The 25,356-nt window shown below is 69.2% G+C and carries 22 protein-coding genes; 13 read left to right on the top strand and 9 right to left on the bottom strand.

From position 1 onward, the window contains the following. Positions 1–172: 172 nt before the first annotated feature. From ACZ4NT_RS04370 to ACZ4NT_RS04350, 5 genes are all read left to right on the top strand, one after another. A complete protein-coding gene (locus ACZ4NT_RS04370; protein WP_467723299.1) occupies positions 173–2,770 on the top strand; it encodes an aminotransferase class III-fold pyridoxal phosphate-dependent enzyme in 2,598 nt (865 codons plus the stop codon). A gap of 507 nt (positions 2,771–3,277) precedes the next feature. Next, positions 3,278–4,387, top strand: coding sequence for an ROK family transcriptional regulator (locus ACZ4NT_RS04365; RefSeq protein WP_467723297.1), 1,110 nt, complete (start codon positions 3,278–3,280; stop codon positions 4,385–4,387). Positions 4,388–4,720: 333 nt separating this feature from the next. Further along, complete coding sequence (locus ACZ4NT_RS04360) at positions 4,721–5,002, top strand: lasso RiPP family leader peptide-containing protein (RefSeq protein WP_467723295.1); 282 nt, start codon at positions 4,721–4,723, stop codon at positions 5,000–5,002. A gap of 17 nt (positions 5,003–5,019) precedes the next feature. After that, positions 5,020–6,909 (top strand): albusnodin/ikarugamycin family macrolactam cyclase, encoded by a 1,890-nt coding sequence (locus ACZ4NT_RS04355; RefSeq protein ID WP_467723293.1) that lies wholly within the window; start codon positions 5,020–5,022, stop codon positions 6,907–6,909. Beyond that, positions 6,906–7,751, top strand: a complete 846-nt coding sequence (locus ACZ4NT_RS04350; RefSeq protein WP_467723291.1) for a lasso peptide biosynthesis B2 protein — start codon at positions 6,906–6,908, stop codon at positions 7,749–7,751. The genes ACZ4NT_RS04355 and ACZ4NT_RS04350 overlap by 4 nt, the downstream gene beginning before the upstream one ends. Positions 7,752–7,994: 243 nt before the next feature. Here the strand turns inward: ACZ4NT_RS04350 and ACZ4NT_RS04345 are convergent, their stop codons facing one another. Together ACZ4NT_RS04345 and ACZ4NT_RS04340 are read right to left on the bottom strand one after the other, a co-directional pair. Further along, positions 7,995–8,153 carry a hypothetical protein gene (locus tag ACZ4NT_RS04345; RefSeq protein WP_183117254.1) on the bottom strand — a complete coding sequence of 53 codons (159 nt, stop codon included), beginning with the start codon at positions 8,151–8,153 and terminating at the stop codon, positions 7,995–7,997. 497 nt (positions 8,154–8,650) lie between these two features. Beyond that, complete coding sequence (locus ACZ4NT_RS04340) at positions 8,651–9,073, bottom strand: MarR family winged helix-turn-helix transcriptional regulator (RefSeq protein WP_467723289.1); 423 nt, start codon at positions 9,071–9,073, stop codon at positions 8,651–8,653. Between the two features lie 93 nt (positions 9,074–9,166). Between ACZ4NT_RS04340 and ACZ4NT_RS04335 the strand changes: the two genes are divergently transcribed. Continuing rightward, entirely contained in the window at positions 9,167–9,997 is an 831-nt protein-coding gene (locus tag ACZ4NT_RS04335) for an SDR family NAD(P)-dependent oxidoreductase (RefSeq protein WP_121409314.1), read from the top strand. Positions 9,998–10,243: 246 nt separating this feature from the next. Here ACZ4NT_RS04335 and ACZ4NT_RS04330 read toward each other — a convergent pair whose 3' ends face one another. The 4 genes from ACZ4NT_RS04330 to ACZ4NT_RS04315 form a co-directional block, all read right to left on the bottom strand. Next, entirely contained in the window at positions 10,244–10,666 is a 423-nt protein-coding gene (locus ACZ4NT_RS04330) for a DUF742 domain-containing protein (protein WP_467723569.1), read from the bottom strand. Between the two features lie 208 nt (positions 10,667–10,874). Then, the gene (locus ACZ4NT_RS04325; RefSeq protein ID WP_467723287.1) at positions 10,875–12,950 is read right to left on the bottom strand and encodes an MMPL family transporter; all 2,076 of its coding nucleotides are present in this window, start codon (positions 12,948–12,950) and stop codon (positions 10,875–10,877) included. A gap of 424 nt (positions 12,951–13,374) precedes the next feature. Next, on the bottom strand, positions 13,375–13,854 hold the full coding sequence (locus tag ACZ4NT_RS04320; RefSeq protein WP_467723285.1) for a hypothetical protein: 480 nt from the start codon (positions 13,852–13,854) through the stop codon (positions 13,375–13,377). A 588-nt stretch (positions 13,855–14,442) separates the two neighbouring features. Further along, positions 14,443–15,915, bottom strand: a complete 1,473-nt coding sequence (locus ACZ4NT_RS04315) for an MFS transporter (RefSeq protein WP_467723283.1) — start codon at positions 15,913–15,915, stop codon at positions 14,443–14,445. A 176-nt stretch (positions 15,916–16,091) separates the two neighbouring features. Here ACZ4NT_RS04315 and ACZ4NT_RS04310 point away from each other — a divergent pair, with 176 nt between their 5' ends. Then, positions 16,092–16,610, top strand: a complete 519-nt coding sequence (locus ACZ4NT_RS04310) for a winged helix-turn-helix transcriptional regulator (protein WP_467723281.1) — start codon at positions 16,092–16,094, stop codon at positions 16,608–16,610. A gap of 307 nt (positions 16,611–16,917) precedes the next feature. Here ACZ4NT_RS04310 and ACZ4NT_RS04305 read toward each other — a convergent pair whose 3' ends face one another. Then, positions 16,918–17,583: a DUF4389 domain-containing protein gene (locus tag ACZ4NT_RS04305; protein WP_467723279.1), complete on the bottom strand. Its 666-nt coding sequence runs from the start codon at positions 17,581–17,583 to the stop codon at positions 16,918–16,920. A 320-nt stretch (positions 17,584–17,903) separates the two neighbouring features. On the opposite strand from ACZ4NT_RS04305, the gene ACZ4NT_RS04300 reads away from it, so the two are divergent. Then, positions 17,904–18,110, top strand: coding sequence for a hypothetical protein (locus tag ACZ4NT_RS04300; protein WP_467723277.1), 207 nt, complete (start codon positions 17,904–17,906; stop codon positions 18,108–18,110). 259 nt (positions 18,111–18,369) lie between these two features. On the opposite strand, the gene ACZ4NT_RS04295 is transcribed toward ACZ4NT_RS04300, so the two are convergent. Together ACZ4NT_RS04295 and ACZ4NT_RS04290 are read right to left on the bottom strand one after the other, a co-directional pair. Next, complete coding sequence (locus ACZ4NT_RS04295; protein ID WP_467723275.1) at positions 18,370–18,840, bottom strand: DUF4279 domain-containing protein; 471 nt, start codon at positions 18,838–18,840, stop codon at positions 18,370–18,372. A 344-nt stretch (positions 18,841–19,184) separates the two neighbouring features. Then, positions 19,185–19,751: a DUF4240 domain-containing protein gene (locus ACZ4NT_RS04290; RefSeq protein ID WP_467723273.1), complete on the bottom strand. Its 567-nt coding sequence runs from the start codon at positions 19,749–19,751 to the stop codon at positions 19,185–19,187. A gap of 178 nt (positions 19,752–19,929) precedes the next feature. Between ACZ4NT_RS04290 and ACZ4NT_RS04285 the strand changes: the two genes are divergently transcribed. The 5 genes from ACZ4NT_RS04285 (at position 19,930) to thpR (ending at position 24,980) form a co-directional block, all read left to right on the top strand. Further along, positions 19,930–20,565, top strand: a complete 636-nt coding sequence (locus ACZ4NT_RS04285; protein ID WP_467723271.1) for a DUF6461 domain-containing protein — start codon at positions 19,930–19,932, stop codon at positions 20,563–20,565. 337 nt (positions 20,566–20,902) lie between these two features. Then, positions 20,903–21,574 (top strand): hypothetical protein, encoded by a 672-nt coding sequence (locus tag ACZ4NT_RS04280; protein WP_467723270.1) that lies wholly within the window; start codon positions 20,903–20,905, stop codon positions 21,572–21,574. 965 nt (positions 21,575–22,539) lie between these two features. After that, complete coding sequence (locus ACZ4NT_RS04275) at positions 22,540–23,277, top strand: GAF domain-containing protein (protein ID WP_147464455.1); 738 nt, start codon at positions 22,540–22,542, stop codon at positions 23,275–23,277. A 5-nt stretch (positions 23,278–23,282) separates the two neighbouring features. Continuing rightward, entirely contained in the window at positions 23,283–23,999 is a 717-nt protein-coding gene (locus ACZ4NT_RS04270) for a GAF and ANTAR domain-containing protein (RefSeq protein ID WP_121409306.1), read from the top strand. Positions 24,000–24,377: 378 nt separating this feature from the next. After that, entirely contained in the window at positions 24,378–24,980 is a 603-nt protein-coding gene (gene thpR, locus ACZ4NT_RS04265) for an RNA 2',3'-cyclic phosphodiesterase (RefSeq protein ID WP_467723268.1), read from the top strand. Positions 24,981–25,356: the final 376 nt, after the last annotated feature.

Genomic DNA, 25,356 nt, shown 5'->3' with positions numbered 1-25,356 from the left:
CCTGCCCGCCACAGACAGCCTCGACAGTCCTCCGCCGCCGCCTCGGAAGGCAGTCACCAACACAGCGGGCCACAGGCCGGACTCTCCTGAGCCCCCGGCGGCCGGAACCCGCCGAGCAGGCGGGCGGAGGCTGCGCCTGGCGGCCGGAGCGGCAGCCGAGGCAGGTCGGCTCGTGTGGTGGACGACCGTCTTCCTCGTGCGCTGGGCCACCGGGAAGACCGTCCGCCGCAGCCACGAAGAGTCACGGCACCGCCTCGCGGTCCTGCTGCGCAGCTACCTGCTGCGGATGGGACCTCTCTACATGAAGGCGGGGCAGGTACTGGGAACGCAGTCCGGGCTCCTTCCGGGAACAGCGGCCGAGGAGTTCCGCTCCTTCTTCTCCGAACTGCCGCCCATGGGTGAGGCGGACCTGCGCAGCACGCTGGACCGCGAACTGCCCGTGCCCGTCGAAGAAGCCTTCCGGGCGTTCAACTGGCAGCCGGTCGCCGTCGGTTCCGTCGCCCAGGTCCACCGGGCCGTTCTCAGCGGCGGTGACGTCGTCGCCGTGAAAGTGGTCAAGAGCGGGGTAAGACAACGACTCCAGGTCAGCTCCTGGGCTCTGCACAAGCTGCTCGCCGCCGGACATGCCCTGTACCCGCCGCTGCGCCGGTACGACCTGCCCGGGCACTTCGCCGAACTGCGGCCCCTGCTGGTCGGCCAGTGCGACATGCGCCAGGAAGCCCTGCGGCAGAACGACATCGCCCAGAACTTCCGCGACCATCCCTTCCTGGACGTGCCCCGGACCTTCGACGCGCTGTGCACCGACGACGTCCTGGTCATGGAGTACGTGGAAGGCGTCAGCGGACTGCACCCGGAGCAGGCCGGCCATCCGCGAGCATCCCTGGCCCGCCGGCTGCAGGACGTCTTCTACAGCATGGTGTTCTTCCACGGACGCTTCCACGTGGACCCCCACCCCGGAAACATCATGTTCCGCCCCGACGGCCGGATCGTCCTGCTCGACTTCGGCCTTGTCGGGTCCCTGTCGGCAGACGACAAATGGAACCTCTCCTCGTTCTACTACGCCTGCATCCGCGGTCAATGGCAGCTGGCCATGGACCGCTTCATCCGCACCTTCGTGGCCAACCCGGAACGCCTCCGCCCGGCCCACCAGGACTACGCGGAGAAGCTGGTGGACATCCTGCGCCGGCACTTCGAGGTGCAGACGTCCCGATGGTCCACCATGGAGTTCTTCGACGAAGCCACCCGGCTGCTGTACCGCTACGGCGCCCGCGCCTCCACCCGGTTCTCCCTGCTCTCGCTGTCCCTGCTCACCGGCGAGGGATTCGTCACGCAGACCGACCCGGACATCGACCTCTACCGCAACGCCCGTCGGTTCACCGACCTCTTCTCCCCGTACATGAGCGAAGAAGTCCGTGCGAGGTTCGAACGCGAGATCGGCGGGGTGAGCCCCCGCTCGATGGCCGCCAGGCGCGACGCCGCCCGCCACCTCGTCGCCCCCACCCACCTCGACCGCTACGGCCTGCCCAGCGCCTTCCCCCTCGTCATCGAGAAGGCCGCCGGGGCGCGCATCCACGATGTCGACGGCAACACCTTCGTGGACCTGTCCTGCGGCTACGGCCCCCACATCCTCGGATACGCGCACCCCCTCACGGTGCGGGCCATCCAGCAGGCCGCCGCCGGCGGCGCCGTGAACGCCCTGGGAAACCCCGCGGAACTGCATCTGACGAAACTGATCGCCGAGGCCTTCACCCCGGGCTCGAAGGTCATCCTCGGCAACTCCGGCACAGAAGCCGTCCAGATGGCGCTGCGGATGGCACGCGCACACACCGGAAGGCAGCGCGTCGCCAAGTTCGAGGGCCACTACCACGGATTCTCCGACCAGAGCCTGGTCAGCTCCCTGTTCCGCTACAGCGGCGACGCGCGCCGCCCCGAACCGGTCGCGAACTCGGCCGGCATCCAGCGCACGGTCGTGGACGAGACACTCGTCCTGCAGTACGGCGATCCGGGGTCGCTGGAGCGGATCGTCGCGCACGCGAAGACGCTGGCGTGCGTCATCCTCGAACCCATGCCGGTGACGACGGCAGCATTCGACCGGACCTTCCTCCAGCAGCTCCGCGACGTCTGCGCACGCGAAAACATCCTGGTCATCTACGACGAGGTCATCACCGGTTTCCGCGTCCACTACGGCGGAGTCCAGCATCTTGCCGGTGTGGAGCCGGATCTCACCTGCCTCGGCAAGATCATCGGCGGCGGCCTGCCCTGCGGAGCGGTCGTCGGACGTCCTGACGTCATCGACGTCGCCCGCACCACCGGGGACCCCTACCTCGACCTCGACAGCAAGGCCTTCGTGGGCGGAACCATGAGCGGGAACTCGGTAACCGCCGCAGCGGGGGCCGCAGTACTCGGCCATCTGAAAACGCACCCCGACATCTACCGGGAACTGCAGCGCAAGACGGACTGGCTGGCGCAGGAGCTGACGGCACGGGCGGCCGACCGCAGAATTCCCTCCACCATCACAGCCGCGCACTCCATCTTCTCCATCACCTTCGACCACGCCGCCCCCAGACTCATCAGGGACCGGCTCACCGGATCGAACTTCAAAGCCAACCTCGCCCTGTCCTACTACATGCGCACATACGGGGTCTACGTGCCGGAACTGCACACGATGATGCTCAGCGCCGCGCACACCGACGACGACCTCAAGCAGGTCTCCCACGCATTCGCGAGCAGCATCGAGGAGATGGACAAGGACGGCTTCTTCACGACATAGACCAGTCCCGGTGGTCCACACACCGCGCCCGGCGAGCCGACGCGGCAGACGGGGACGACGCGGCCGCCGTGCCGGTGGCCGCCGGGACCGGCCGAACTCGCCCCACGCACCGCTTCGGGACTTCCCTGTGACTCAGCGGCCACTCCTGTCGCTGCACCTCACCGGCGTTCGGTCCGTGCAACCAAACATGATCAATAGGTGAGCGCGCTGTTCAAAAGTGTCCACCCTATCGACTACCTATCCACAATTTCAGCCAATTGTGGACTGGCGAAGAGATCCAGCGAGTGCACCAGGGTGCCCGGCAGTCTCATGAGGGGCCCAATTATTCGAAGTCGAAGCCGGTTCGAATTGAAGGGCTCACTGATATTATTTCCGTTTCGACCATAGAAAAAGCGGGATGCGGGTACCGGAGCAGGGGGGCCAATGGCGGACGCGGAAGATCTTTTAGGTCGGTTACCGGCGGCCGGCCCCACCCGAGCGGCGAACCGCAGAAAGGTGCTGCTCGCCGTGGCGATCAAGTCCGGCACCCAGGCCGACATCGCCCATCGCACCCTGCTCTCGCAGGCGACGGTGTCGGCCGCGGTCCGTGAACTGGCGGAGGCCGGCCTCGTACCGGCGGCCAAGGAGCGCAACAAGGTCTGCCTCTCACCCGTGAACGACGTCGGCGTGGGCGTCCATCTCGGGTTCAACCACATGACCGTGGTCGCCCGCAGACTCGACAAGGAATTCGACCAGGTGACCTCACGCGTCAGCTCGGAAGGCGTCAGCAGGGGCTGGCACCGGGCTCTGCCGGAGGTCAGGCAGATGATCGACGAAGCGATCGAGGGAACGGGCCGACGCCGCTCCGACGTGTTCTCCCTCGGGATCGCCGTGCCCCGGATGATCGACCCGCGCACCGGCGGCTTCACGCCGCCGATCCTGCCGCCCTGGCGGGTGGGTGACGATCCGGCGGGGGACCTCGGCGCGTGGCTGGGCGTGCGGGCGTTCATCGACAACGACGCCAACCTCGGCGCGTTGGCGGAACAGACGTACGGCACCCGCGAGCACGCCGAAACGGTGGTCTACGTGAAGGCGTCGACGGGTGTGGGAGCCGGGATCATCGTGCACAACAGCGTGCTGCGCGGCCACGGCGGCATGGCCGGGGAGCTGGGGCACCTGACCGTGAACCCGGACGGTGCGGTGTGCCAGTGCGGCGGACGCGGCTGCCTGGAGACGGAGATCGGAGCCGATGCGCTCATCGCGCAGGTCCGTGCCGCGCGCGCTCGCAACAGCCTGCCTGCGCCGGAGACCCTGGAGCAGGTCATCGGGGCCGCTCAGGCGCAGGACGCGATCTGCATGCGGGTCATTCACGACGCCGGCCGGCGCCTGGGTCAGTCCCTGGCCCAGTTGTGCAACCTGCTCAATCCCGACCTGGTCGTCATCGGCGGGCAACTCGCCCAGAGCCCGCTGCTGCTGGCGGGCTGCAGGGAGTCGCTGCACCGTTTCGCGCTGCCCGGCGCGGTCGCCGAGGACTCCGAATTCGTCCTCGACCTCAGCGAACTGGACACCCGGGCCGAAGCGCAGGGCGCCCTGGTCCTGGGTCTTCGCGGCATGGAGAACGTGGCCGCCAGCGCCTAGGCAACCGCACATCCATGGCTGCCGTGCACACATCCCGCTTTCCGGGGCGCCCGGATGGATGCTCGATGGCCGCCTGCCGTCAGACGCCCTTTGCTCCTTCAATATGACGCCGCGGCCGCTCATTGCACCGCCGCTCCTCTTCAAATGAGTGAGCGACGTTCACCGAATGAGCCGGGGGACCGCCCGCGGACCTGACCGCGGGGCCGGAAACCCCTCTCCCCGCCGGCAAGGCCGGACGACAAACGCCAGGTCAGCGCACTGGCGATCGCGGGCCGGTTCGACACCTGGCGCAGTTCGCGAATCGCTACACTTTGGGGCCCCGACGCTGCCGGAATGGCCGGCGCACGCGTCTTTTTCCGCGTTCCCGATTCTTTTCCGGGGCAGCTGATGCCCCTGACCCGAGGCGGCCCCATGACCCACGAGTCGATTGCCGTATCCCTGTACGAGGGTTTCGGACACCCGCACCCGGCGGAAAGGCCCGGCGCAGAGCCGTCCCCGGAGGAGGCGGCGGCCTATGAGCCGCCGATGCTGGTCGATCTCGGTCATGTCCGTGAAGTGACGCTGGGCAGTTCCCCCAGCGGCAGCGCCGACGCCAATGCCCAGTACTACTACTGACAGCACGGACAGCTGTCATGCCCCCTTTCGCGGCGCCCGCCGCCACGGACCTCTGCCGCCCGCCCCTCGCTCCGCCTTCCCCTGACGCGCCCACCATCGCCGGATGGCTGTCACCGGCACCTCCCTCGCCGCCGCGCGGGGCCGCTCGCGTCTGGCCCGGCGAACCCGTGTTGTGGTCCTGGGGTCCCTGGCATCCCGGTGAGGTCCGTACCGTTCGGTGCGAGCACACCCGGCTGGCCGCCGTCGGCCAGTGCCTCGCCGACGAGGCGACCATGCGTCAGGACCTGCGGCACACACGGCGGGACGGCCACTGGGAACGTCTGACGCGGTGGCCCGGCGCCTACCTGCTCCTCGTGTTCGACGACGGCCACCTCACCGCGTACGCCGACCCGGCGGGGCAGTTCCCCCTCTACTACGCGCGCCACGGCCAGGGCACGGTCCTTTCCACTCGCGCCAGGACCGCGGCGACTCTGGCGGGAACAGCGGAACGGACCGACACGGCAGCGCTCGCTGCGCACATCGTCTGCCCCGCAGTTCCCGAACTCACCGAAGGACGCACCGCTTTCGCCGGGACCCACCGTCTCGCCGGCGGACAGGCGCTGAGGATCGCACCCTCTGGCGCCCTCACCCACTGGACGTACGAGGACCTCAGCCCCGACCCCAGTGCGCGGTTCGAAGACAGCGCGCCCCGACTGCGGTCAGCTCTCACCCAAGCGGTCACCCTGCGCACCGGCGGCACCCAGCGAATCACCTCGGACTTGAGCGGCGGGCTGGACTCCACCTCACTGGCCTTCCTGGCCGCCCGCACCACCAACAGGCCGCCGCTGGAGGCGTTCGTCTACCACCACCCCGACGCGCCCGCCGGTGATCTCGCCCACGCGCTGGCCCACGCCGGGCAGGCCGCCACGATCCGACTCACCGTCACCCGCGGCAGCAAGGACTCTCTGCCCTACAGCGGCCTGCCGGCGCACGGCCCCGCAGACCAGCCCGACCCGGCGGCGGCGATCGGCGCACGACAGCGGCTGCGACTGGACGACATCGCGCGCGGCGGCCCCGGCATCCATCTGACCGGGGAGGGCGGCGATGCCCTGCTGGCCGCACCGCCCTCGTACCTCGGCGACATCGCAGCCACCGCCGGGCTGCGCCGGCTTCTGACCGACGCACGTGCGCTGGCCCGCATGCGCCAACTCTCCCCGACGGACGTGATCCTGCGGGCGCGGCGCCTGGCCCGCACCCCCCTGCACCAGGCGATGAGCGACCTCGCCACCCACCTCGACAAACCCCTGGACCGCCCACCGCAGTGGGCGGACGCGGTCGCCTGGTGGCCCGCCCCGGGACCCGAGGCGGCCTGGCTGACCACGGGCGCACGCCGGCACCTGGCCGAACTGGCCCAAGAACAGGCCCAGTCGGCCTGCTCCCGTTCCACGCCTGCAACACCGGGCACCCGGGCCGTCCTGTGCGAGCTGCGCAACTCCGCCGATGTCCAAGCGCAGTTCACTTCCACCGCCCGGCCGTTCGGCATCTGGCCCCACGCCCCCTTCCTGGACAGCGAAGTCGTACGGGCCTGCACACGCCTGTCGCTGCCGCGCAGGATCGACCCGTTCACTGCCAAGCCGCTGCTGGCAGCCGCACTGACCGGCCTGGTCCCCGACCCCGTGCTGCGGCGCAGGACCAAGGGCGACTACGCGGCGGAGAACTACCAGGGCGCCCGCCGCTCGGCGGCCCGTCTCAAAGCGCGGCTCACCCGATCACCACTCGCAGACCTCGGGATCATCGAACCCTCGCGGGTGATCGCCTCACTCGACCGAGCGGTCGCAGGCCTGCCGGTACCGTTCCCGGCGCTCAACCGCCTGCTCGGCGCGGACCTGTGGCTCACGGCCGGCGACGGCGGGCAGGAGCGGCCATGACGCAGCTGAGCGTGTCCGAGCACGTCCGCGAGAGCATCTCACCCCACGGCGGCAGCGTCCTGCTGGACGTGCGCTCCGGTCACTGCTTCGCAATGAACCCCATGGCCCGCACGCTGTGGCAGGAATGGTGCCGCACCGGGAACTTCGACGCCGCGGTGCTGCTCCTGGCCCGCCGTCACCCGCAGCTGCACCACGACCGGATCCGCGGGGACGCCCGCCGCCTCGCCGACGCCCTGATCGACCGCGGACTCCTCGCCGCCCGCACCCCCGGCACGACGCGCCCCATGGCCAGGCAGTACCTCGACCAGGATCCGGCGGCCGGCCTGACGCCTCCCACGTCCGGACCGGCACCGGCGCCCCCGCCCGCCCCGGTCCCACCGGCCGCCGAAGTCCCCCTGGCGGCAGCGCAGATGACCATGGCCGCCGCACCGGTCCGGCACGAAGGCGGCCGCACCCCGCGCGCCGCCGCGGCCACGGCACTCGGCCTGCTCGCACTCCTCGGCGCTCTGCTGCTGATCCGACTGCCCCTACGCGCCGTCTGCAGTACGGTGAACCGGATCGGACGCACCTGGTGCCGGAGGGATGCGTCACCGGAGCATGCGTCAGCCTCGCTCGCAGCGGTGCGGCGCGCGGCCCGGCTGTACCCCGGACGGGCCGCCTGCCTGGAACTGTCCCTGGCCACCCTCGCGGTCCTGGCGTTGACCGGCCGACGGGCGGTGTGGTGCATCGGCACGGCGGACGACCCCTACCGTTTCCACGCATGGGTGGAGGCGCAGGGAGTCGCCATCACCTCACCGGACGACTACGGCATCGCCGAATTCCGCCGTGTCCTTTCCGTGTGATCACCAATTGCGCTGCCCGGAACCAGGAACAGGCCACGGAGTCGCCGCCCTTTCCCGCCGTAGGTGTTCAATTCGCATACACAGGACGCTCGGGAGCGCTCGCTACCGGATAGTTCCAAGAGCGTCGCTCGAATGGGAGTCGACTGCCCTTCAGGGACTGGCCCTTGTGCGCTAGCCTGAGAAAGGGTGAAGGGGCGGTCACCGGTCTCCCGGCAACCGCCCCCAGAGGGATCTGTTCACCCCTCAGACGCGCGGCAACAGTGCGTCGAGCAGCGTCACGTCGCCGTGCCCATGAGTCATCACACTCAGGAACACGAGGACGATGACGATGATGACCACCTGCACGTGCTGCCAACGCACAGAGACCGAACAGCGGGTGGTCATCGTCATCTTCATGCCCATCGGACTTCACCTTCCCTTCTCCACGCGGCGGCACCCGTTCCCGGAAGACCGGGAATGCGGCACCGACTCCGTGTAAAGACGAGTGTTGCCGTCAACCCGCGGGAAAACAATGGCCTTTGGAGTGTCCCCACACGTATCAGAAGCCCCAGTCCTGAGGGGTCCCGCAGCCCTGCACTTCAATTTGCCGGAATGGGGCGGGCGGTGAATACCGCCGCAGCGTGAACCGAAATTTGAGACCGCTCTCCGACCTTCACGAGACCTCAGGGGCCGCCGCGGACGCGGCCCGCCCCGCGCCCGCTCGCGCCGGGGTACCGCTCGTTGCCCACCGTCCCCGCCCAGCCGGGCATCTCGCGTAAATCGAAGGCGAGTTGAGGCTTAAGGCCACTCGCTCTCAGTGAATAGGCGCGATGCACGCCCCGCAGCGGATCGACCCCTCATGCGAGCAACCACCGCACACCTGCCGCATTGTGATGCAGATCACACCTCTGACGGTTCGGTCAGGCCTCCTCCAGCATCAGCTGCAGCAGTTCACGCAATGACGCGCGCTGCTCCGCGGTGAGCCGGGCCAGCGGGGCACCGGCGAAGGGCATGCGGGTGCGCAGGTCGGCGATGACGGTTCGGCCGGCCGTCGTGGCGGCGACGAACTTGACGCGACGGTCGCCCGGGTCGGATTGGCGCTCGACCAGGCCGCGGCGCTCCAGGCGGTCGACGATCGCGGTGACGTTGGACGGCTCCGCGTGCAGGTGGTCGGCGATGCGGCGCATCGGGACCGCGTCCTCGGTGGCGAGCAGTGCCTTGGCCTGGAGCGGGGTCAGTTCGTGGGCGGTGGCTGCGGCCTCGGACTCCTGCGCGTAGCGGCGGTTGATGGCGGCGAAGAGGCCGACAACCTCCCTGGTCGTGTCGTCCGATGGCGTGGGCATGAGATCAGTCTATCCATGTGCTTGACAACATGAAATATCGGGTCGCATAGTTATCTGAGATAGTAATTATGATCCATAAGTAAGGCGCTGTAGATGAATCCCAAGACCGTTCTGATCACCGGTACCTCCTCCGGCATCGGCCTCGCCACCGCCGTCGCGGCAGCACGAAGCGGCTGGCACGTCATCGCCACCATGCGCGACACCGCCAAGGCGGGCGCTCTGTTGGCGCAGGCTGAGGCGGCGGGCGTGCGTGTCGAGGTGCGCGCGCTGGATGTGACCGACCCGGCCTCGGTGACAGCCTGCCTGGCGGGTCTCGACCGTCTCGACGCGCTGGTCAACAATGCCGGTGCCGGTCACCTCGGCACGCTCGAGCAGGGAAGCGTCGACGATGTGCGCGCCGTGATGGAGGTCAACTTCTTCGGCGTCCTGCACGTCACCAAGGCGGCTCTGCCCCTGCTGCGAGCGAGCAAGGGCCGTGTGGTGACCGTGACCAGCGTCGGCGGCGTGGTCGGACAGCCCTTCAACGAGGCATATTGCGCGGCCAAGTTCGCGGTCGAGGGCTTCATGGAATCGCTGGCCCCGGTCGCGGCGACCCTCGGCGTGGCCCTCAGCGTGGTGGAGCCGGGCGCGGTCGCCAGCGAATTCGTCAGCAATGTGGCCGGCCGCGACACCGTGATCGAGCAGGCCGGCCCCTACGGGCCCGCGCTGGCCGCCTACCTGGCCCGCACCCGTGATGCCTTCGCCGCCGCGCAGACCCCGCAAGGCGCGGCGGAACCGATCGTCGAGCTGCTGGAAGCCGTGCAGCCCACCTTCCGCGTGCAGACCTCCGACGCTGCGCGCGCATTCACCGCCGTGAAGCTCGCGGACGGCGACGGTTCGGCCGTGCAGTCCATGACCAGCGCTTGGATCGCCCAGGCCGATTGAGCACCCAGGGCAACCCGGGTGCGCCTCGCCTCTGTTCGAGGCTCACGGCACGGCTGCGATCGCCGGGGGCGTCGTCTTGTCCGGTCGCAGCTCTTGCGGACGCGACGAGCCTCGCTTGCGCCGCGTGGACTTCTTCGAACTGCGTCGTCGTCTTCTCACCGACGTCCTCGACATCGGACAGCCCATCCCTCTCGTGATCACCGGCCGCCACACGGTGCGAGCGGAGTGGCCCGGAAGCAAGGCCGTCTACCAGGCGCGCAGTCCGGTGAGTACTCGGTGCAGCAGGTCCGTATCGGGTCCGGTGCCGGCGGTGGCTGCGGCCGGTTCGTGCACGGTGACCAGTCCGGCCGCGGCCATATCGGCCACCAGTACGCCTGCCACTCCGAGGGGAAGCCCCAGCAGGGCGGAGATTTCGGCAATCGACTGGATCTCTACGCACAGCCGGCAGATCTTGTCGTGCTCGGGTACCTGGCTGGTGCACGCGCTCGGGGGAGCGGTGGTGTGGACGAGTGCTTCCATGGCCAGGTGCCGGACAGGGCGAGTGCGTCCGCCCGTCACCGCGTAAGGCCGAACCAGCGAGTTCGGTTGCGGTGTGGCCGCGCCGTGGCGCGGCTCGGGAGCGGGTGACGCCCCAGGATGGAATTGCACCGTCTCCTCCGGATCTTGCATCTGCGCGGATGCCGCCACGTGATCGAATAAGACGGACACCGGGCATTTTACGGCTGATTGGGCTCGCATGTGACTAGATTCCGGTCTCAGTCCGGGCGACGCAGCCGGAGACGCGCAGGACGATGCCGCCGGGCCCGCGCCGGGCTCGATCAGCACGTTGCGCACGTCTGCCACATGGAGCCGCCGAGCCTCCTCGCCCCAGTCGCGGTCAGCTGGTGTCGCAGGGGCGCTTCTTGACGAGAGACGGGAGCCACCAGTTGGCGTTCCCCAGGGCCGCCACGAGCGCGGGGGCGAGGATGCCGCGGACGATCGTGGCGTCGATCAGGATGCCGAGGGCGAGCGCGGTGGCCAGGATCTTGACGTCCGTGGCCGGCACTCGCGAGAGCGAGATGAACGCGAGGAAGAGGATGATCGCCGCGCAGGTGATGAGACGTCCGGTTTTGGCGACGCCGTCGACGGTGGCCTGGTCGGTCGAGCCCGAGCGGAGGTACTCCTCGCGGATGCGGGAGAGGAGAAACACCTCGTAGTCCATCGACAGTCCGAACAGGAACGAGAAGACCGCGATCGGGATCCAGGTGGTGATGGCATCCGTGGCGCTCTGGCCGAAGAGCAGCTCGGTGCCGTATCCCTCCTGCCAGATCAGAACGGTGATCCCATAGGCGGCCGCCAGTGAGATGACGTTGAGGACGAGGGCCTTCAGCGGCAGGACGACCGATCGGAGCGCGCGAACCAACAGCACAAAAGTCACCAGCACGATGATCCCGCAGATCCACCAGGCGTTGCCGTAGACGGCTTCGACGAAGTCGGCGTCCTGGGCGGGAACGCCACCCACCCGCTGCCCTGCCTCCTGCGCCGTTGTGCGGATCCGCTTCGCGGCCGCCGTGCCGTCTGCCGTCGCCGGATCCCGGGCCGTCCACACATCGACGACGGTCAGGTCGCCGCGGCGCCACCGGGTGGGACTTGCGGTGCCGGCCACGCCCGGCACCTCCGCAACGAGGGAACGGACACGGTGCGGATCCCGGGTCAGCACCTCGACCGGCTGAGTCAGTCCGTCCCCGAGCCCGGCGTCCTGGACCTGCTGCAGCGCACGTGCGGCCGTGCCGCCCGCGCTGATCACGGAGTCATTGCTCGGCGCACCCAGCCGCAGCCCGAGCACCGGGGCGGCCAGCGCGAGCAGAACGACAAGGCTGGCGGCCGCACAGATCCATCGGTGCCTCACCACAATCGTCGCGATGCGGCGCCACAGCCTGCTGTCCGGTTCGCTGCGGCGGCGGTGCGGCCAGTCCAGGCGGCGGCCCGCGACGATCAGCAACGCCGGGAGCAGAGTCAGCGCGGTGGCCACACTGACCAGCGGGATGAGCAGCCCGGTGAAGCCCACGCTGCGCAGGAAGGGGACCGGCAGCGCGATCAGGGCAGCCAGGCTGATCGCGACCGTGACGCCGGAGAAGAGCACCGAACGCCCGGCGGTGGCCATCGACTTCACCACCGCCTCCTCCGGCGAGGCCCCCTGGCCACGCTCTTCCCGCCAGCGGGTGACGATCAGCAGCGCGTAGTCGATGGCCACGCCCAGACCGATGAGGGCCAGGAGGAACTGCACGATGAACGAGATCTCGGTGAGTGCGGTCAGTCCCCACATGATGAGGAAGGTCGTCAGGATCGATGCCATGGCGACGACGAGCGGGGTGACGGCGAGTACGGAGCCGAAGACCAGCACCAGCACCACCAGCGCGCCGATGCCGCCGAACAGCGTCTCGGCAAAGACACCGGCCTCACCCCCACTGCCGCCCGCCTCGGCGAGTGCCGCCTGACCCGTGACGGTCACGTCAGCACCGGAAGACCGACTCGCCTGCGCAGCTGCTTCCTTGAGAGCCGGAAGAACCCGGGCATAGGGTTCGGGGGCCCCGTTGAGCGGCCGGGGAAAGACGAGCACCACACCGGTGCGCCGGTCCTCGGCCAGCAAATCGGGCTCCTGCTCCCAGTCCACCAGCCGGCCGCCGGGATGGACTCGCTCCACAGCGGCCACGACCTGCCTGGCCTGCGCAGTCCCGAGCGCTTCCTGTTCCGCGGTGACGGCCATCAGCACCGGGGCGTTCTCGCCGCCCGAGTCGAAGCGCTGGACGATCTCCTGGTTCGTCTCGTAGCCCGCGTAACCCGGCAGGCCGAAGTCGTAGCTCAACTTGTCGGTAGCGCGAGGCGCGGCGAAGGCGCCGGCCAGAGCCAGCAGAACCCAGCAAGCGATGGCCCACCACCGGTGCCGTACGACGAGACGGGCCAGGGGCGCCATCGAATCTCCTTGCGGGTGCAGTCAGGCAGAAGCGGCGTTCACGAAACACCACGTGCCCTGCCGCAGGGAGCAGACACGCGGCTGCAGCTTGCGCCCGCAGCCTGCGGCGTCTCCTGCCCACGAAGGCGCCGCCCACGAAACGGCCTTCTTGCAGGCCGGCACGTCGCTCAGCATGAGGACGATGCCGGCTCCTGCCGGACGTCATCGCGGACGGCGGTGTCGATGTCCGAGGTCGGCCGGAGACCGGGATCGGCCGACCCCGGTGCACACCTGCGCTGAGGGAGGAAGGGCAGGTGCCCACCGTGACGACCGGGGCCGCTTTCACTGCACCGGCGATCGTTCGCAGCGTGATCACCAGCCGGCGGGCACCGTCGCGAGCACTTGGGCCGGGACCGCACCGGATACGTGAGGTCTGCAGGATTCGTCAGCCGACAGTGTGCAGCGGGTCCGGCGCGGCGCGGGTGTGGACGCACGCGATGTCGGTCGAGGTGGCCGGAACGCGCATGCGGCGCAGCAGGTCACGCGTGGTGCGCCGGGTCAGGGTGCTGCGCCAGGTGATGTCGGGGTGGCGGGATCGCAGGTGGGACAGGGCGCGGGTGGGCAGTCCGCTGGAGAGGAGGCGGTCGTCGATGTCGACGCCGGTGATCACACCTTCGGTGCAGGTGGTGCAGAGCCGGTAGTGGATCTGGCCGACGACCTTGCGGACGTGGACCAGGAGCAGGCAGTCCTGGCCGGGGCCGGGGTCGCCGGGGATGTGGGTGGAGAGGAACTCGATGTCGCGGTACGCGAGAATTCTGCGGCGCAGTCGCCTGCCGAACCCTTCGCGGCGCCCGTGTCTTGCCTCGTGCGGGGCGGGTGCGGAACGGAAAAGGCCGCTTGTGGGGCGTGCGTGTTCTCCGGACATGGGCCGCGAGTGCCCAGGCGGCCGGTTCTGACACCCCGGCGGCCGAAAGTATCTCATCCTTGACGTAGTCGGGCGTTCGATTGGTGGCGCGAGTACCGTCGGACAGCGTTCCGGCGGGGGCAGGGCCAGCGGGCGTCTCCTCGCTCGCCACGCATCTGGCTGCGCGCCATATCCGGTGGGGAAGAGGCGAGTTCGCCGCTGATGACTGACTGCCTGCCTGCTCGGGGGAGGCCGGGACGAGCAGGTGCCCTGCCAGGGGTATCCCGCCCTGTCGGGCGGGAGGTACGCGGCGCCGTAGGTGTTCGTCCAGGCGTGCCCTCCTCGCGCGTCCGACCGTGGCGCATGCGGGTCGCGGCCATGCGGACGGAGCCGGGCGCACCGACTATGAGTCCCCTCGCCGGGCTGGCGGCCTGGCGGGCACGGCCCTGTCTCCGTCGGTGTGATCGTCTTGCCGAGCCGGTCACAGGGGGAGCGGCTCGGGGTGCGACCGCGCTCCCCGTTGCCGCCTCCTCCTCAGGAACTCTCACACGCACCCGCAGCGCAGCGAGCACGCTCTGACTGTCTTCGCTCAGTGCGTCCTGACTTGGGTCAGGTTGCCGTGTTGCGGTGCCGTACGAAGACTGCGGTGGGTATCGCGATGACGAGCAGGGTGATGCCTGCGATGAGCAGTCCGAGGTGGACGGCGTCGGTGAAGGCGCGGGCGGCGGAGTCGGTGACGGTGTGGGCGAGTTGGGCGGGCAGTTCGCCTGTGATGTCACCGTGGACGCCGCCGGCGGTGATACGGGCGGCGTCAGGGGCAGGCACGCCTGCGGCGACCAGCCGGTCCTGGAGGTAGTGGGGGAAGCGGGTGGTGACGATGGTGCCGAGGATGCTGGGGCCGAGGACGGAGCCGATCTGGCGGAACATGTTGACGGTGGCGCTGGCCATGCCGGCCTGCAGGCGTGGAACGCTGTTGACCGCGGCCGCGGTCGAGGGCGCGGTCAACAGCGCGGAGCCGATGCCTGCGATCAGCAGCCCGGGCCACAGGGCGCTGTAACCGGTGAAGGGGCCGATGGCCAGCAGGACGAGGGCTCCGGCGCCCAGGACGACGAGGCCGGCGGTCAGCATGAGGGCGAAGCCGACTTTCTGTACGAGGCGTCCGGCGAGCGCGCTGACCACGATGTAGGTGGCGAACATGGCCAGCAGGCGGACGCCGGTGGCCAGCGCGGACAGTTGCTGGACGCGCTCCATGTACAGGACGGCAAGCAGTGAGATGCCGACGAAACCGAACATGGAGGCCGCGGCGACGCCCATGACCGCGGTGTAGGAGGGGTTGCGGAACAGGCGCAGGTCCAGCATGGGGTCGTGATGGCGTGCCTCGGCGGTCAGGAACAGCGCGAGAGAGACGGCGAACACGGCGTACATGATGAGGATGCGGCCGGAGGTGTAGCCGGAGGAGCCGCCCTCGATGATCGCGTAGGTCGCGGACGCGATCGCGATCGTGCCCAGGAACACTCCGGGAAGGTCCAGTCGTCGGGTCGGGTGCTTGGACTCGGTCACCAGCAGCGGCGTGAGGATCACGGTGAGGGCGCCGATGACGACGTCGATCAGGTACACCGCATGCCAGGTGAAGTGGCTCAGGAGCAGGCCGGCACCAAGCGGGCCGACCGCGAGGCCGAGGCCGGAACAGCTGGCCCAGGCACCGATCGCTTTCGTCCGCTGGTGGGGGTCGCTGAAGGAATGGCTGACGATCGACAGGCTGGCGGGGAGGACGGCCGCGCCGCCCAGGCCCATGACCGCCTGCGCGGTGATCAGCAGCCCGGTGCTGTCGGCGGCGAACGCGAGCACGCTGCCGGCGGTGAAGACTGCTGCTCCGCCGAGGAAGACCGTGCGTCGGCCGATCAGGTCGGCGAGTGTGCCGGCCGACATCACCAGGCTGGCGACGACCAGGGAGTAGGCGCTGGTCACCCAGACCAGCGTGCTCGCCGAGGGCTGCAGGTCCTGCTGGATGGCGCCGAGCGCGCCGATCGTGGACGAGACGTTGACGAACGCCATCATCACGCCCAGACACACGGTGAGCACGCCCCGCCAGGGACGCGCGGGTATGCCTGAGTGCTCGGCAGAAGGGGCGAAGGGGCCTGGGGCCGCTTGGGCAGGAGGGCGTGCCGCGCTTGCCGCGGACTGCTGACTGCTGTTTTGCATAGCCAGGAACGTAGCAGTCTGACTGCTCAAAATGCTAGCCAGGCTAGAATGGGGCCATGGAACGCGCTGACCTCAAGGGTGAAGACACGGTCTTCACGCGCACGGGCGAATTCACCGACCGGGACGCCTTCACGGTGGCCGGCTGGTGCGCCATGGAGCGATCCCTGGAAGTGATCGGCACCCGCTCGGCGATGATGCTGGTCAGAGAGGCGTTCTACGGCGGACGCCGCTTCGACGACCTGGTGCGACGCACCGGCCTCGCCGAGACGGTGGCCTCCAAACGACTGCGCCAGCTCGTGGCCGACGGACTCATGGAACGAAGCCCCTACCGCGAACCGGGCGCACGCACCCGCTACGAGTACGTACTGACCGACCGCGGCCGAGCCCTGTTTCCGCTGCTCGTCACGCTGATGCGCTGGGGACGGACCACAGAGGAAGGCGTGCACGGCGGAGTCGAACTCGCACACGCCGGCTGTGGCGCTCCGCTCATGCCCGCAGTGCGGTGCGAGGCCGGACACGACGTCCCCATCGAGGAAACCGAGGCGCGCCTCGCACCCCGAAAGCGCGCTGGGTGAGGGCCGGGCGAACCGAGCTCTTCGAGGCGCCCCACCCAGGGATGCGTACGGGGTTGCCGGTCGCGTCGGTGTATCACGGCGACTGATTGGTCAGCGCAGCCGTCCGGCGGTGTGTCGTACCGCCATGTCACCGCCCACGCGCCGCCCTCGCGCTGTGATCACCGATGCCCGGCTCCGGCTGCGCACCAACGACGGCGGCCGTCAGCTCAACGTCCGCACGCGGGACTGCATCGCCGCGCTTGCGCAGTGTTCGCATCGGCGGTGCTGCGCAATCACGCGCCGATGAGCACATGCGCCAGCGCGGCGATCACGCCCGCTCTTCCGGAGCGGTCATCTCCGAGCCGCCTTGGTCCAGCCGGAACGGTGGGTACTTGTCCGTCATCAGGGTGGCATAGGCGGTGACACGCAGGACCCACCGGTTGAGGCCAATGATCAGGTCGAACAGATCCTTCGGATACTTTTCGGTGAAGGCCAGGATCACGGCCGCGATGACCGTCAGCAGGGCGATCAGGCCACCGGACCACCACCCGAGGTGGGCACCCCCGAGGAAGAAGCCGATGACCATGTAGTGCGGGATGGCCAGGAGCCACCACTTCACCAGCACCAGGCCGCGGGAGAGCCGCTCCGGGTAGGCGATGTCCAGCCGTGCCGGGTAGTCCGGTTCCTCGCCCAGGCTGAACGGCGGATACCGGTCAGTGCCCAGGGCGTCGTACGAGTAGTACGAGACCCTCCAACTCCAGCGCAGCACTCCTAGGTTGAAGTCGAACAGGGCACGGGGATAGCGCTCGGTGAACAGGATGGCGAAGAACGCAATCACGGTCACCACGGTGAAAGCGATCCAGAGGAAGAACAGCACCACGTAGTGCGGAATGGCGAGGAGCCACTTCACGAGCCACAGCCATCGGGACAGTGGCGAGTCGATACGCGCGTTCACCCGGACCGGGCGGTCGTGGAATGCAACTGGAATCGCCATGGTGATCAGCTCCCTCCCCCGGCGTATGCGTCGCCGGGCGGCCTCATAGCCAGCCTGGCTGCTTCCGCCCTGGCTCGCGAGGGCAGACAGGTCCATTCTGGTGGCCCTTCGGCTGCTGGAGGGTCGGCCGGGGCCCCGGGGGTTGGGTCACTTCCGCAGATGTTGATTCGACCTCGCATGGCGGGCGTTCTCGTGATCAATATCTATGGGTCTACGACGAGGGGCGCCCGGTGGTCACCGGGCGCCCCTCGTCGTAGGTGTATGCCTTCCCGGAAGGATCTGAGGGATACATTCAGCTGCACCGGGATGTCGAATCCTTGATGTACAGCCTCTTCGAATTCCGCAAGCTCGAGATCGATCAGGACAACGACGCAGACCCCGAGAAGCTCGAGGAGAGATTCAAGCGGGTTGTCGGTGCCTTTGGCTCTATGCCTTTCGCAGACGAGGACTCGCAGTGGAACCTGTCGCTCGAAGAACTCGAACAACGGGATCTGGTGAGGTGGGTGCGGAAGTGGCGCGCTGAGTGACGCCGGGTCTGCGGCCATTTCGGTGGGTGTTCCTCGGTGAGTGGTCGGTCAAGGCCGTATATGGGCGTCGGCACGTTGGGTACCGGGCCCACGGATGACCACCGGCTGATTGCCTTGACGCGCCGGAAGCCCCACCATCCGCGACCGCGATCCGTGGCTCGACGACGAGCACGACAGCATCCCGCACGCCGCCAGGACCTCCCTTCGCACCCGGGGCCACTCCCACCTCTGGTGCCTGACCCTGCGCCTTGGCCAGGATCTAGTCCTGAGTCAGGTCGTACTCATCGACATCCAGGACGGCCCCGGTGAGGTGGAGAAAGTCGAGCACCTCGCGGCCGAGATGCCAGCCGAACAGGTTCGGGGGCTCGGCGGGGGCGTCCCCGCGGGAAGGGTCCTGCCGAACGGGGGCGTCGTTGAAGTAGCGCACGATCTCAAGGACGGCGCTCGGGCCTTGACGGTCCTCATCGTCCAGGCGTCGAGCGAGAGCGGCGATGGCCTCGCCGTGCGGGGTGAGGCGCGCAAGCACGCGGGCGATCTGCTCGTCGACTGACAGTCCCGCTTCGCGGCAGACGATCTTCCAACGGTGGAGAACCGGGATTGCCTCGGGCTCGGGGCAGCGGCTGCCACGGACGACCGTTTCGTCTGGTTCCAGCTCAAGGACTGCGGTCATTTCCGCCGCGGAGGTGACGCGGCTGGACAGCGCGAAGTAGACGTACTGATCGACGGGCACCGAGGAAGGATAGGAGCTGTCTCACCCGGGTGGCCGAGCCATGCCTCGGAATCTCAAGGCCGGACGTCGGCTTGTCTCACTGCAGATAGCTGATCTTCAGCTCGGCGGCGAGGGGACCGCCGGTCAGCGGGGTGTCGGTGACCAGCACGCGGAAGGAGCGGCGGCCCCCATGCGCCGGGCGGGGCGGGGCACGGATACCCCGCCGGGCGCGGCGGTGCGGGGATACCTTGCGGCGCGTGCCGAGGACTCAACAGTGCAGAGGAAGAGCACAGTTCAAGCTCGTTGATCAGCGGATGGATGACCGATGCGAGAGGTCTCCCGGCTGACCTTGATCGGTCCCAGCGTCACGCGGGGTGGTTCGGGAGGTGGAGGGCGGCGAGTCGTGGAAGTCGGCGGTGCATCTGCTCGGCGTCGTCGAAGTCGAAGTCCTCGCCCATGTCCCTCTCCGCCCGTTCACGGGGTTGGGCGTTGCGAAACTCGTTCCAGGCCTCGTAGAAGTCGTCATGGCCGGGGACCTGCTCGAAGGCGTAGGCGGCCGAGTAGTTGACCACCTCGCAGAACAGGGCGTCGTGATTGTCTTCCGCTGCAGCCCCGACTACGAGGGGGTGTTCCGCGAGGTCATCGGGGTTGAGGGCAATCCGTTCGTACCAGCCGCGTCCCTGGGCGATCACTCCTGCACGGAAGTCGATGAAGCCATCGTCCGAGCAACCGCCGCCGATGAGGTACGCCGCTGCCCACATGTCCCAGCGGTGGAGGGCACCGTGAAGTTCGTCGAACTGCTCCTGGTACTCCAGGATCTCCCGCTTCGAGCGGGTGGCCAGCAGGCCGACCAGCGCCTGGTCGAAGGTGCCGCTCTCCTCAGCCTGCGAGCGTGCGGACTCGATGAGCTCCCAGAACCCGTCCGTTTCCATGACGCAGAACTCTGTCACATGGGTACGACAGACGGTCCTGCGAAGCGGCGGTGGGGTCTGTCAGGGGCTCCTCGTAGTCTGCCGAGCATGAGTTTGCTCGGGGGGTACGTGCGGCTGACGCCTGCAAGGCCGCTCGGGCTGTCCACACTCCGCAGTGGGCTCCGGACAGGAGGGCAACATGGGTGAGTTGACGGCTGCTGAAGTCGCGGAGAAGCGGTTCGCCTGGGTCGACGAGCTGGAGGAGGACTACATTTCGCCCACCGTTGCGGTGGTTGGCGGGGTGGCGGTCGATGAGGTGATCCGTCGGCTGCACGGCGACCCGGACGCGGGCCGGCTCCTGACGGTTCGACAAGCCGCGGACGAGATGGCTCCGGGTGGCCGTGACCAGGACCTGGTCGGTGTCGGTACCATCGGCGATCTGGTGTTCGTGGTGGAGGCCGGTGGCTGCACGACAGCGATTCCGGGAGTACTGCGATCCCTCTCGCGTCATGGTCGGTGCTTCAGCGTGCAGATCGATATCAATGGGGCGGACAGCGTCCACTACGCCGTGGACGGCGAGCTCGTGGTCTTCGAAGAGCACTGGGGGCCGGTCACGCCGCTGCGGGCGGGAGACCCTCGTTGGGACACCGAGTGGTGCCGTGGGTTGATCGACGTAAACGACCAGACGGAGATCTGGGGCGTGAAGATCTTCGCGTTGATGGAGCGAGTGATGGGAACCACCGTCCACCCCTCGTGGTTCAGCGAGCCGCTCGACACGTTCGCCGTACCCATGGCCTCCGGTCATGCGGACCCTGCCGCCTGGTCAGTGCCCTGACCCGCGCCGGCTGGTTCGGCGGTCTGACCGGAGAGGACGGGGCTCCAGTTCACGAGCGCAGCCGGGACGAACACCGAGGCGCTTGCGATCCTCGCCGGAGCCGGCCGCACCAAGCGGATCCGCGGCGCTGCCTGGGCCGGCCGCCGGCACCGCAGCGGGAGCTGAGGGCAACTCAGCGACGATCGCCGGTCATTGCTCACGTCACGCTTCAGGTGCTCCGCGCGCGGGTGCGCGCGCTTCCTCCGCGTACGGGAACGTCCGTCGGCTGGTGATGACCTGCAAGGGATGAGTACGCGTACTCAAGCGGGGTGATCGGGGACGGCTGGAGACTCCGCCTATGACGCAAAACCGTTGCTCCGTAAAGGCGTTCGTCCGCCACCGTCATGGCCTCGCGGCCGTCTCCCTCGCCGCTGTCGCCTCCCTGGCACTCATCGGCTGCGGAAGCGAGCTGGACGGCGGCGCCCCGCAGGTAAGGGCCGCCACCAGTGTGGATCCCGAGGCGAGCTCCACTCAGCCGTCTCCCGAGCAGAGGGCTTTCGTGGCGATGCTCGCCACGTACGCGCAGACGTGCCCGGCGCCCGGCGGCAGCCCGATGGCGCCACCTGGAAAACCGACCGGCACCAAGCCGGTGCCGAGCCTCGCCCCGGGGGAGACGCCCCCCACCGACCCGATCGAACCCGCTCCCCCCACCGGACCCGAATCGGAGTTGGGCGGCCGCGACTGGTGCGCGAGCGTCCACCACGAACAGCGCATCATCGAGGCGCTGCAGAAGGTCAAGGAGCCCACCCCCGCCAAGGTCCGCAAGACCCTGAACGACCTCGGCTACATCGATGAGCGCATCCACGCTCTGAAGCAGGACGGCAGGACCACGCGCTTCCACCTCGACCTGCGCGAGAGCGGCGGCCGGCTGTGTGAAGCGGGCATGGCGGCGGGCGAGACCACCGACGTCACCCCGTGCGTGGCCCGCGCCACCGGCCCGTTCACCGTCACGTCCGAGAAGCGGCCATGACGCGATGACGGTGGCCCGCTCTGCGGACGACCTGTACTGCGGAACGACGACGGCGGGCCGCAGCGCGGGCAGGCACTCATCTCGGCGGCGCGTCACCTGGACAGGCACCTGATGTTGATGACAAAGCAAGCCGCCCCTGTACTGCGGCGTGACCCCACGGGCCCCCGCCGCCACGACGCGGGGAGCCGCTCGCGGGACGGCCGGTGTCGGCCGCACACCGCCCGGGAGCCGATGCCCGCCGACACTGCACCCCGTTGGCTCTACGGGGCGGCGCGGCCTGTGTCCCGGTCGCCGCGTCCTGCCGTCGTTCGTCGAGTGATGGCTGGGCTACCGTATGGGCTGGGTTGGGAAAACAGCCCGGCCGGCTCTCCGCGGCCCCGGCCCCTGGTCGCGGAGAACTCCGCGAGCGAATTTCCCTCCGCAGCCGCCTCCCCGCCGCGCCCGCATCGTGCCGACCGCGCCCGTGTCGCGCCAATCGTCAACACGGCGCCCGGCCGCATCCGCCGCACGGAGAGCGCCGGGCCCGCGTTCGGCAGACCGACGGCCCGGGCGCCGGTCGGTGTTCGTCGCTGCCGCTCAGCGCTCTCGGAGGGGGCGCGTGGGGACGGAGGCAGCCTGCAGAGAAGAGGGAGCGAGGACCTCCGGCGGACCGTCCTGTGAGTGTCACGGACGTCTGCGCAGCGCCCCGGGCTCGCTCGGCGCGGCCGACCGCTTCCGGCTCCAGGCCCGCGCCCGCATCCCGGGCCTCCTCGTCGTCAACGCCCATCCGGCCCTGACCGACCTAGACGAAGCGACGCCGGAGCCGGGTCCGCAGGGTACCCGCCACCCCTCCACCAGGCCGCCGGTGCGGTCACCGCGTGTTGACCGACGCCTCTCACTCCGCCATGGCGGACGAACAGGGGCGTTAGGGTGGGAGTCCGGGTGCGCAGTGGAACGTGTCTGTGCCCCGGAGAGCGGAGAGTGCTGTGAGCGCCAGTGCGGGAATGGCCGTCGTGCTGTCCCAGCTGCGCCCGCGGCGCGACGGATCGTCGCTGGTCGGCGGAGACCCCGCGGTGTGCGCGCAGGTGCTCGGCGTGGACGGGGTGGCGGTCTCCCTCAGGGTCGGCGCGACGCCCAACGAACTGGTGTGGGCCAGCCCGGGCACCAGTACGTGGCTGGAGGAGGCGCAGTTCACCCTCGGCCAGGGCCCCGGCCCCGACGTCAGCCGCACCCTCTCCCCGATCCTCGTCCCGGAGGTCGCGGCGCTGAGTGAAGACCGGTGGCCGATGCTGCTGCCCGCCCTGGCCGACCATGCTGTCGGCGCCCTCTTCTGCCTGCCGCTGACCCTGGGAGGAGCCTGCTGGGGCACGCTCACCCTGCAACGGGCGACGGCCGGACATCTGAAGGTTCCGGCGATGAACGACGCGCTGATCCTGACCCGGGCGCTGACCGCGATGATCGCCGGGCCTCCCTCCGAGCAGCTCACCGCGTTCGCCGAGGCGCGAGCCCCCTCGGATCTGTACTGGGGGGCGGTCCACCAGGCCACCGGCATGATCAGCGTGCAGGCGGGCGTGTCGCTCGCCGACGCACTGCTGCTTCTGCGCGCACACGCCTTCGAGGAAGGACGCACCACAGTTCAGGTCGCCGATGACGTGGTCGCACGGCGTCTGCGTCTTTCGTACGAAGGACCAATGCCGGGTGAAGCCGGTGAATCAAGGGGATGAGGAGCATGAACCGCGAGGAACGTGTGCTGGCCACTGTCGTCGAGGCCGTCGACACACTCGTCGACGACTTCGATCTGATCGACTTCCTGCACATGCTGTGCGGCCGCTGTGTCGAACTGCTGGACGTCGACGCGGTCGGCATCATGCTCGCCGATCCCGGCGGCACCCTGCAGGTGATGGCCGCCTCCGACGAGCACACCCGCCTGCTGGAACTCTTCGCCCTGCAGCACGACCAGGGTCCCTGCGTGGACTGCTACCGCACCGGAGCACAGCGTATCGGCGTGGACCTCACGCAGCCCGCCACCGCGGCGGCGTTCCCCGACTTCGCCGCGCGTGCCCTCCAGGCGGGCTTCACCACCACCCACGTCCTGCCCATGCGACTGCGCGAGGAGGTGATCGGCGCCCTGAACCTGTTCCAGGACAGCCACCGCCCCTTCACCCTGGCCGACATCCGTCTGGGACAGACCCTCGCCGACGTGGCGACCATCGCCATCCTCCAGCAGCGCACCATCACGCACGCCTACGCGGAACGCAACCAGATGGACGCGGCCCTGCAGAGCCGGATCACCATCGAACAGGCCAAGGGCATCCTCGCCGAACGCCATCACAGCACGGTCGACCAGGCCTTCGAGGCCCTGCGCCGCCACGCCCGTTCCCACCAGGCGAAGATGCTGGAGGTCTGCAAGCAGATCATCGACGGTGAACTGGACCTGCGTCCCTGACCCGACATCCGAGGGCGCGGCGGGTGCCACCCCGGCGCACACCCGGGAGAGACCGTCGGCCCGTTGAGGGGAACGTCCCCAGCACGCGGTGAACGTGCCGGGGCGTCCTGCCGCGGAGGCCGCTTCACTGCACCGCGGCAACCCGCCCACCGGGCTTGGTGAAGGCGGGCAGTCCTGTGACCCAGGAGGTCGTCCCCGGTGGCCTGCGTGACCACGGTCGCGGACATGACGGCCGGACTCAAGGAACCGGCGGAGGGCGTCAGAGTCCCGTAAGAATCACGGAAGAAGGCACCGCGAGCACCTGACGTGGGCGTGGGGGCACGGCGTTGTTCCGCCCGGCCTTCGCATACGTCACCCGCGTGCGGTACGAAGTCCGGTGTGAACGATCAGAATCAGCCGACGACCGTGCGCGTGTTCATCGCTCTGGCTCCGCCCGACCCCGCGAAGGAGGAGCTGGCCCGGGAACTGCGTCCCGCCTACACCGCGTATCCGCGGATGCGGTGGAACCGTATCGAGGACTGGCACGTCACCCTGGCGTTCCTCGGGGAACTGCCCGCCGACGTGGTTCCGTCGCTGCGACCGCCGCTGGCCGCGCTCGCGGCGAACCGCCGGCCGCTTCGCCTGGCCCTGAGAGACGGCGGGAGCTTCGACGACCGGGTGCTGTGGAGCGGCATCGACGGAGACCTCGACGCGCTGCACGTACTCGCCGGCGACGTGCGCACCGCCGTCAGGAACTGCGGAGTCGCTTTCGAGGAACGCCCCCTGCGCCCTCATCTGACGCTGGCGCGTGCCCGCCGGGGAGATCACTCCTCGGTACGGGAGATCGCCGGAACTCTCACCGGATTCGCCGGTCGCCGCTGGGCCGCCGAACGCCTGCACCTGGTCGGCAGCAACGCCGGGCGCAGCCGCGGACCGATCCACTACCGCGACATCGAGTCCTGGGCTTTCGGTACGGGGGGCCGTGCCGGATCCTTCGGGTGACCAGCCGCGCCGTTCGATGCAGTGGCTCAGCGTCCGGCTGGTTCCGCAGCAGCGTGTTGACCGGATCCAGCGGCGCATGGTTGCCGCTGGTCAGTGCCAGGGCGGCGAGCCCGGACAGCTGCGCTACCCACGCCCGGGTCCTGGGCCGGATGCGGGGTGTGCGGGGCAGGGCGGGGCGTTTGACCCCCAGGGGGGAGAGGGGCGGGTGCGCGGAGTGGTCGCACCCGGGCGTCCCCAGAGGGAGCTGGACCAGGTCGCGCCGGACCAAGCCCTGGGCGGCGTCGGCGAGCACTTGGCGCCGGGCGGCGGGGGCAGGTGTGGACGAGTGAGTCCCGCTGTTCGGCGGCCGCCAGCGCGTCGAACTCGACGCGCCGGC

The organism is Streptomyces sp. NPDC026417, assembly GCF_055567695.1.
This window is presented reverse-complemented; position numbering and strand designations above follow the sequence as displayed.

Excerpts from the sequence above, each read along its gene's own strand:
- ACZ4NT_RS04335 (WP_121409314.1), top strand. The coding sequence starts at position 9,167 with ATGAATCCCAAGACCGTTCTGATCACCGGTACCTCCTCCGGCATCGGC.
- ACZ4NT_RS04270 (WP_121409306.1), top strand. The coding sequence starts at position 23,283 with ATGAACCGCGAGGAACGTGTGCTGGCCACTGTCGTCGAGGCCGTCGAC.
- ACZ4NT_RS04320 (WP_467723285.1), bottom strand. The coding sequence starts at position 13,854 with ATGTCCGGAGAACACGCACGCCCCACAAGCGGCCTTTTCCGTTCCGCA.
- ACZ4NT_RS04350 (WP_467723291.1), top strand. The coding sequence starts at position 6,906 with ATGACGCAGCTGAGCGTGTCCGAGCACGTCCGCGAGAGCATCTCACCC.
- ACZ4NT_RS04280 (WP_467723270.1), top strand. The coding sequence starts at position 20,903 with ATGACGCAAAACCGTTGCTCCGTAAAGGCGTTCGTCCGCCACCGTCAT.
- ACZ4NT_RS04345 (WP_183117254.1), bottom strand. The coding sequence starts at position 8,153 with ATGGGCATGAAGATGACGATGACCACCCGCTGTTCGGTCTCTGTGCGT.
- ACZ4NT_RS04305 (WP_467723279.1), bottom strand. The coding sequence starts at position 17,583 with ATGGCGATTCCAGTTGCATTCCACGACCGCCCGGTCCGGGTGAACGCG.
- ACZ4NT_RS04330 (WP_467723569.1), bottom strand. The coding sequence starts at position 10,666 with ATGCAAGATCCGGAGGAGACGGTGCAATTCCATCCTGGGGCGTCACCC.
- ACZ4NT_RS04300 (WP_467723277.1), top strand. The coding sequence starts at position 17,904 with ATGTACAGCCTCTTCGAATTCCGCAAGCTCGAGATCGATCAGGACAAC.
- ACZ4NT_RS04285 (WP_467723271.1), top strand. The coding sequence starts at position 19,930 with ATGGGTGAGTTGACGGCTGCTGAAGTCGCGGAGAAGCGGTTCGCCTGG.
- ACZ4NT_RS04360 (WP_467723295.1), top strand. The coding sequence starts at position 4,721 with ATGGCCGGCGCACGCGTCTTTTTCCGCGTTCCCGATTCTTTTCCGGGG.
- ACZ4NT_RS04290 (WP_467723273.1), bottom strand. The coding sequence starts at position 19,751 with ATGGAAACGGACGGGTTCTGGGAGCTCATCGAGTCCGCACGCTCGCAG.
- ACZ4NT_RS04340 (WP_467723289.1), bottom strand. The coding sequence starts at position 9,073 with ATGCCCACGCCATCGGACGACACGACCAGGGAGGTTGTCGGCCTCTTC.
- ACZ4NT_RS04325 (WP_467723287.1), bottom strand. The coding sequence starts at position 12,950 with ATGGCGCCCCTGGCCCGTCTCGTCGTACGGCACCGGTGGTGGGCCATC.
- ACZ4NT_RS04355 (WP_467723293.1), top strand. The coding sequence starts at position 5,020 with ATGCCCCCTTTCGCGGCGCCCGCCGCCACGGACCTCTGCCGCCCGCCC.
- ACZ4NT_RS04310 (WP_467723281.1), top strand. The coding sequence starts at position 16,092 with ATGGAACGCGCTGACCTCAAGGGTGAAGACACGGTCTTCACGCGCACG.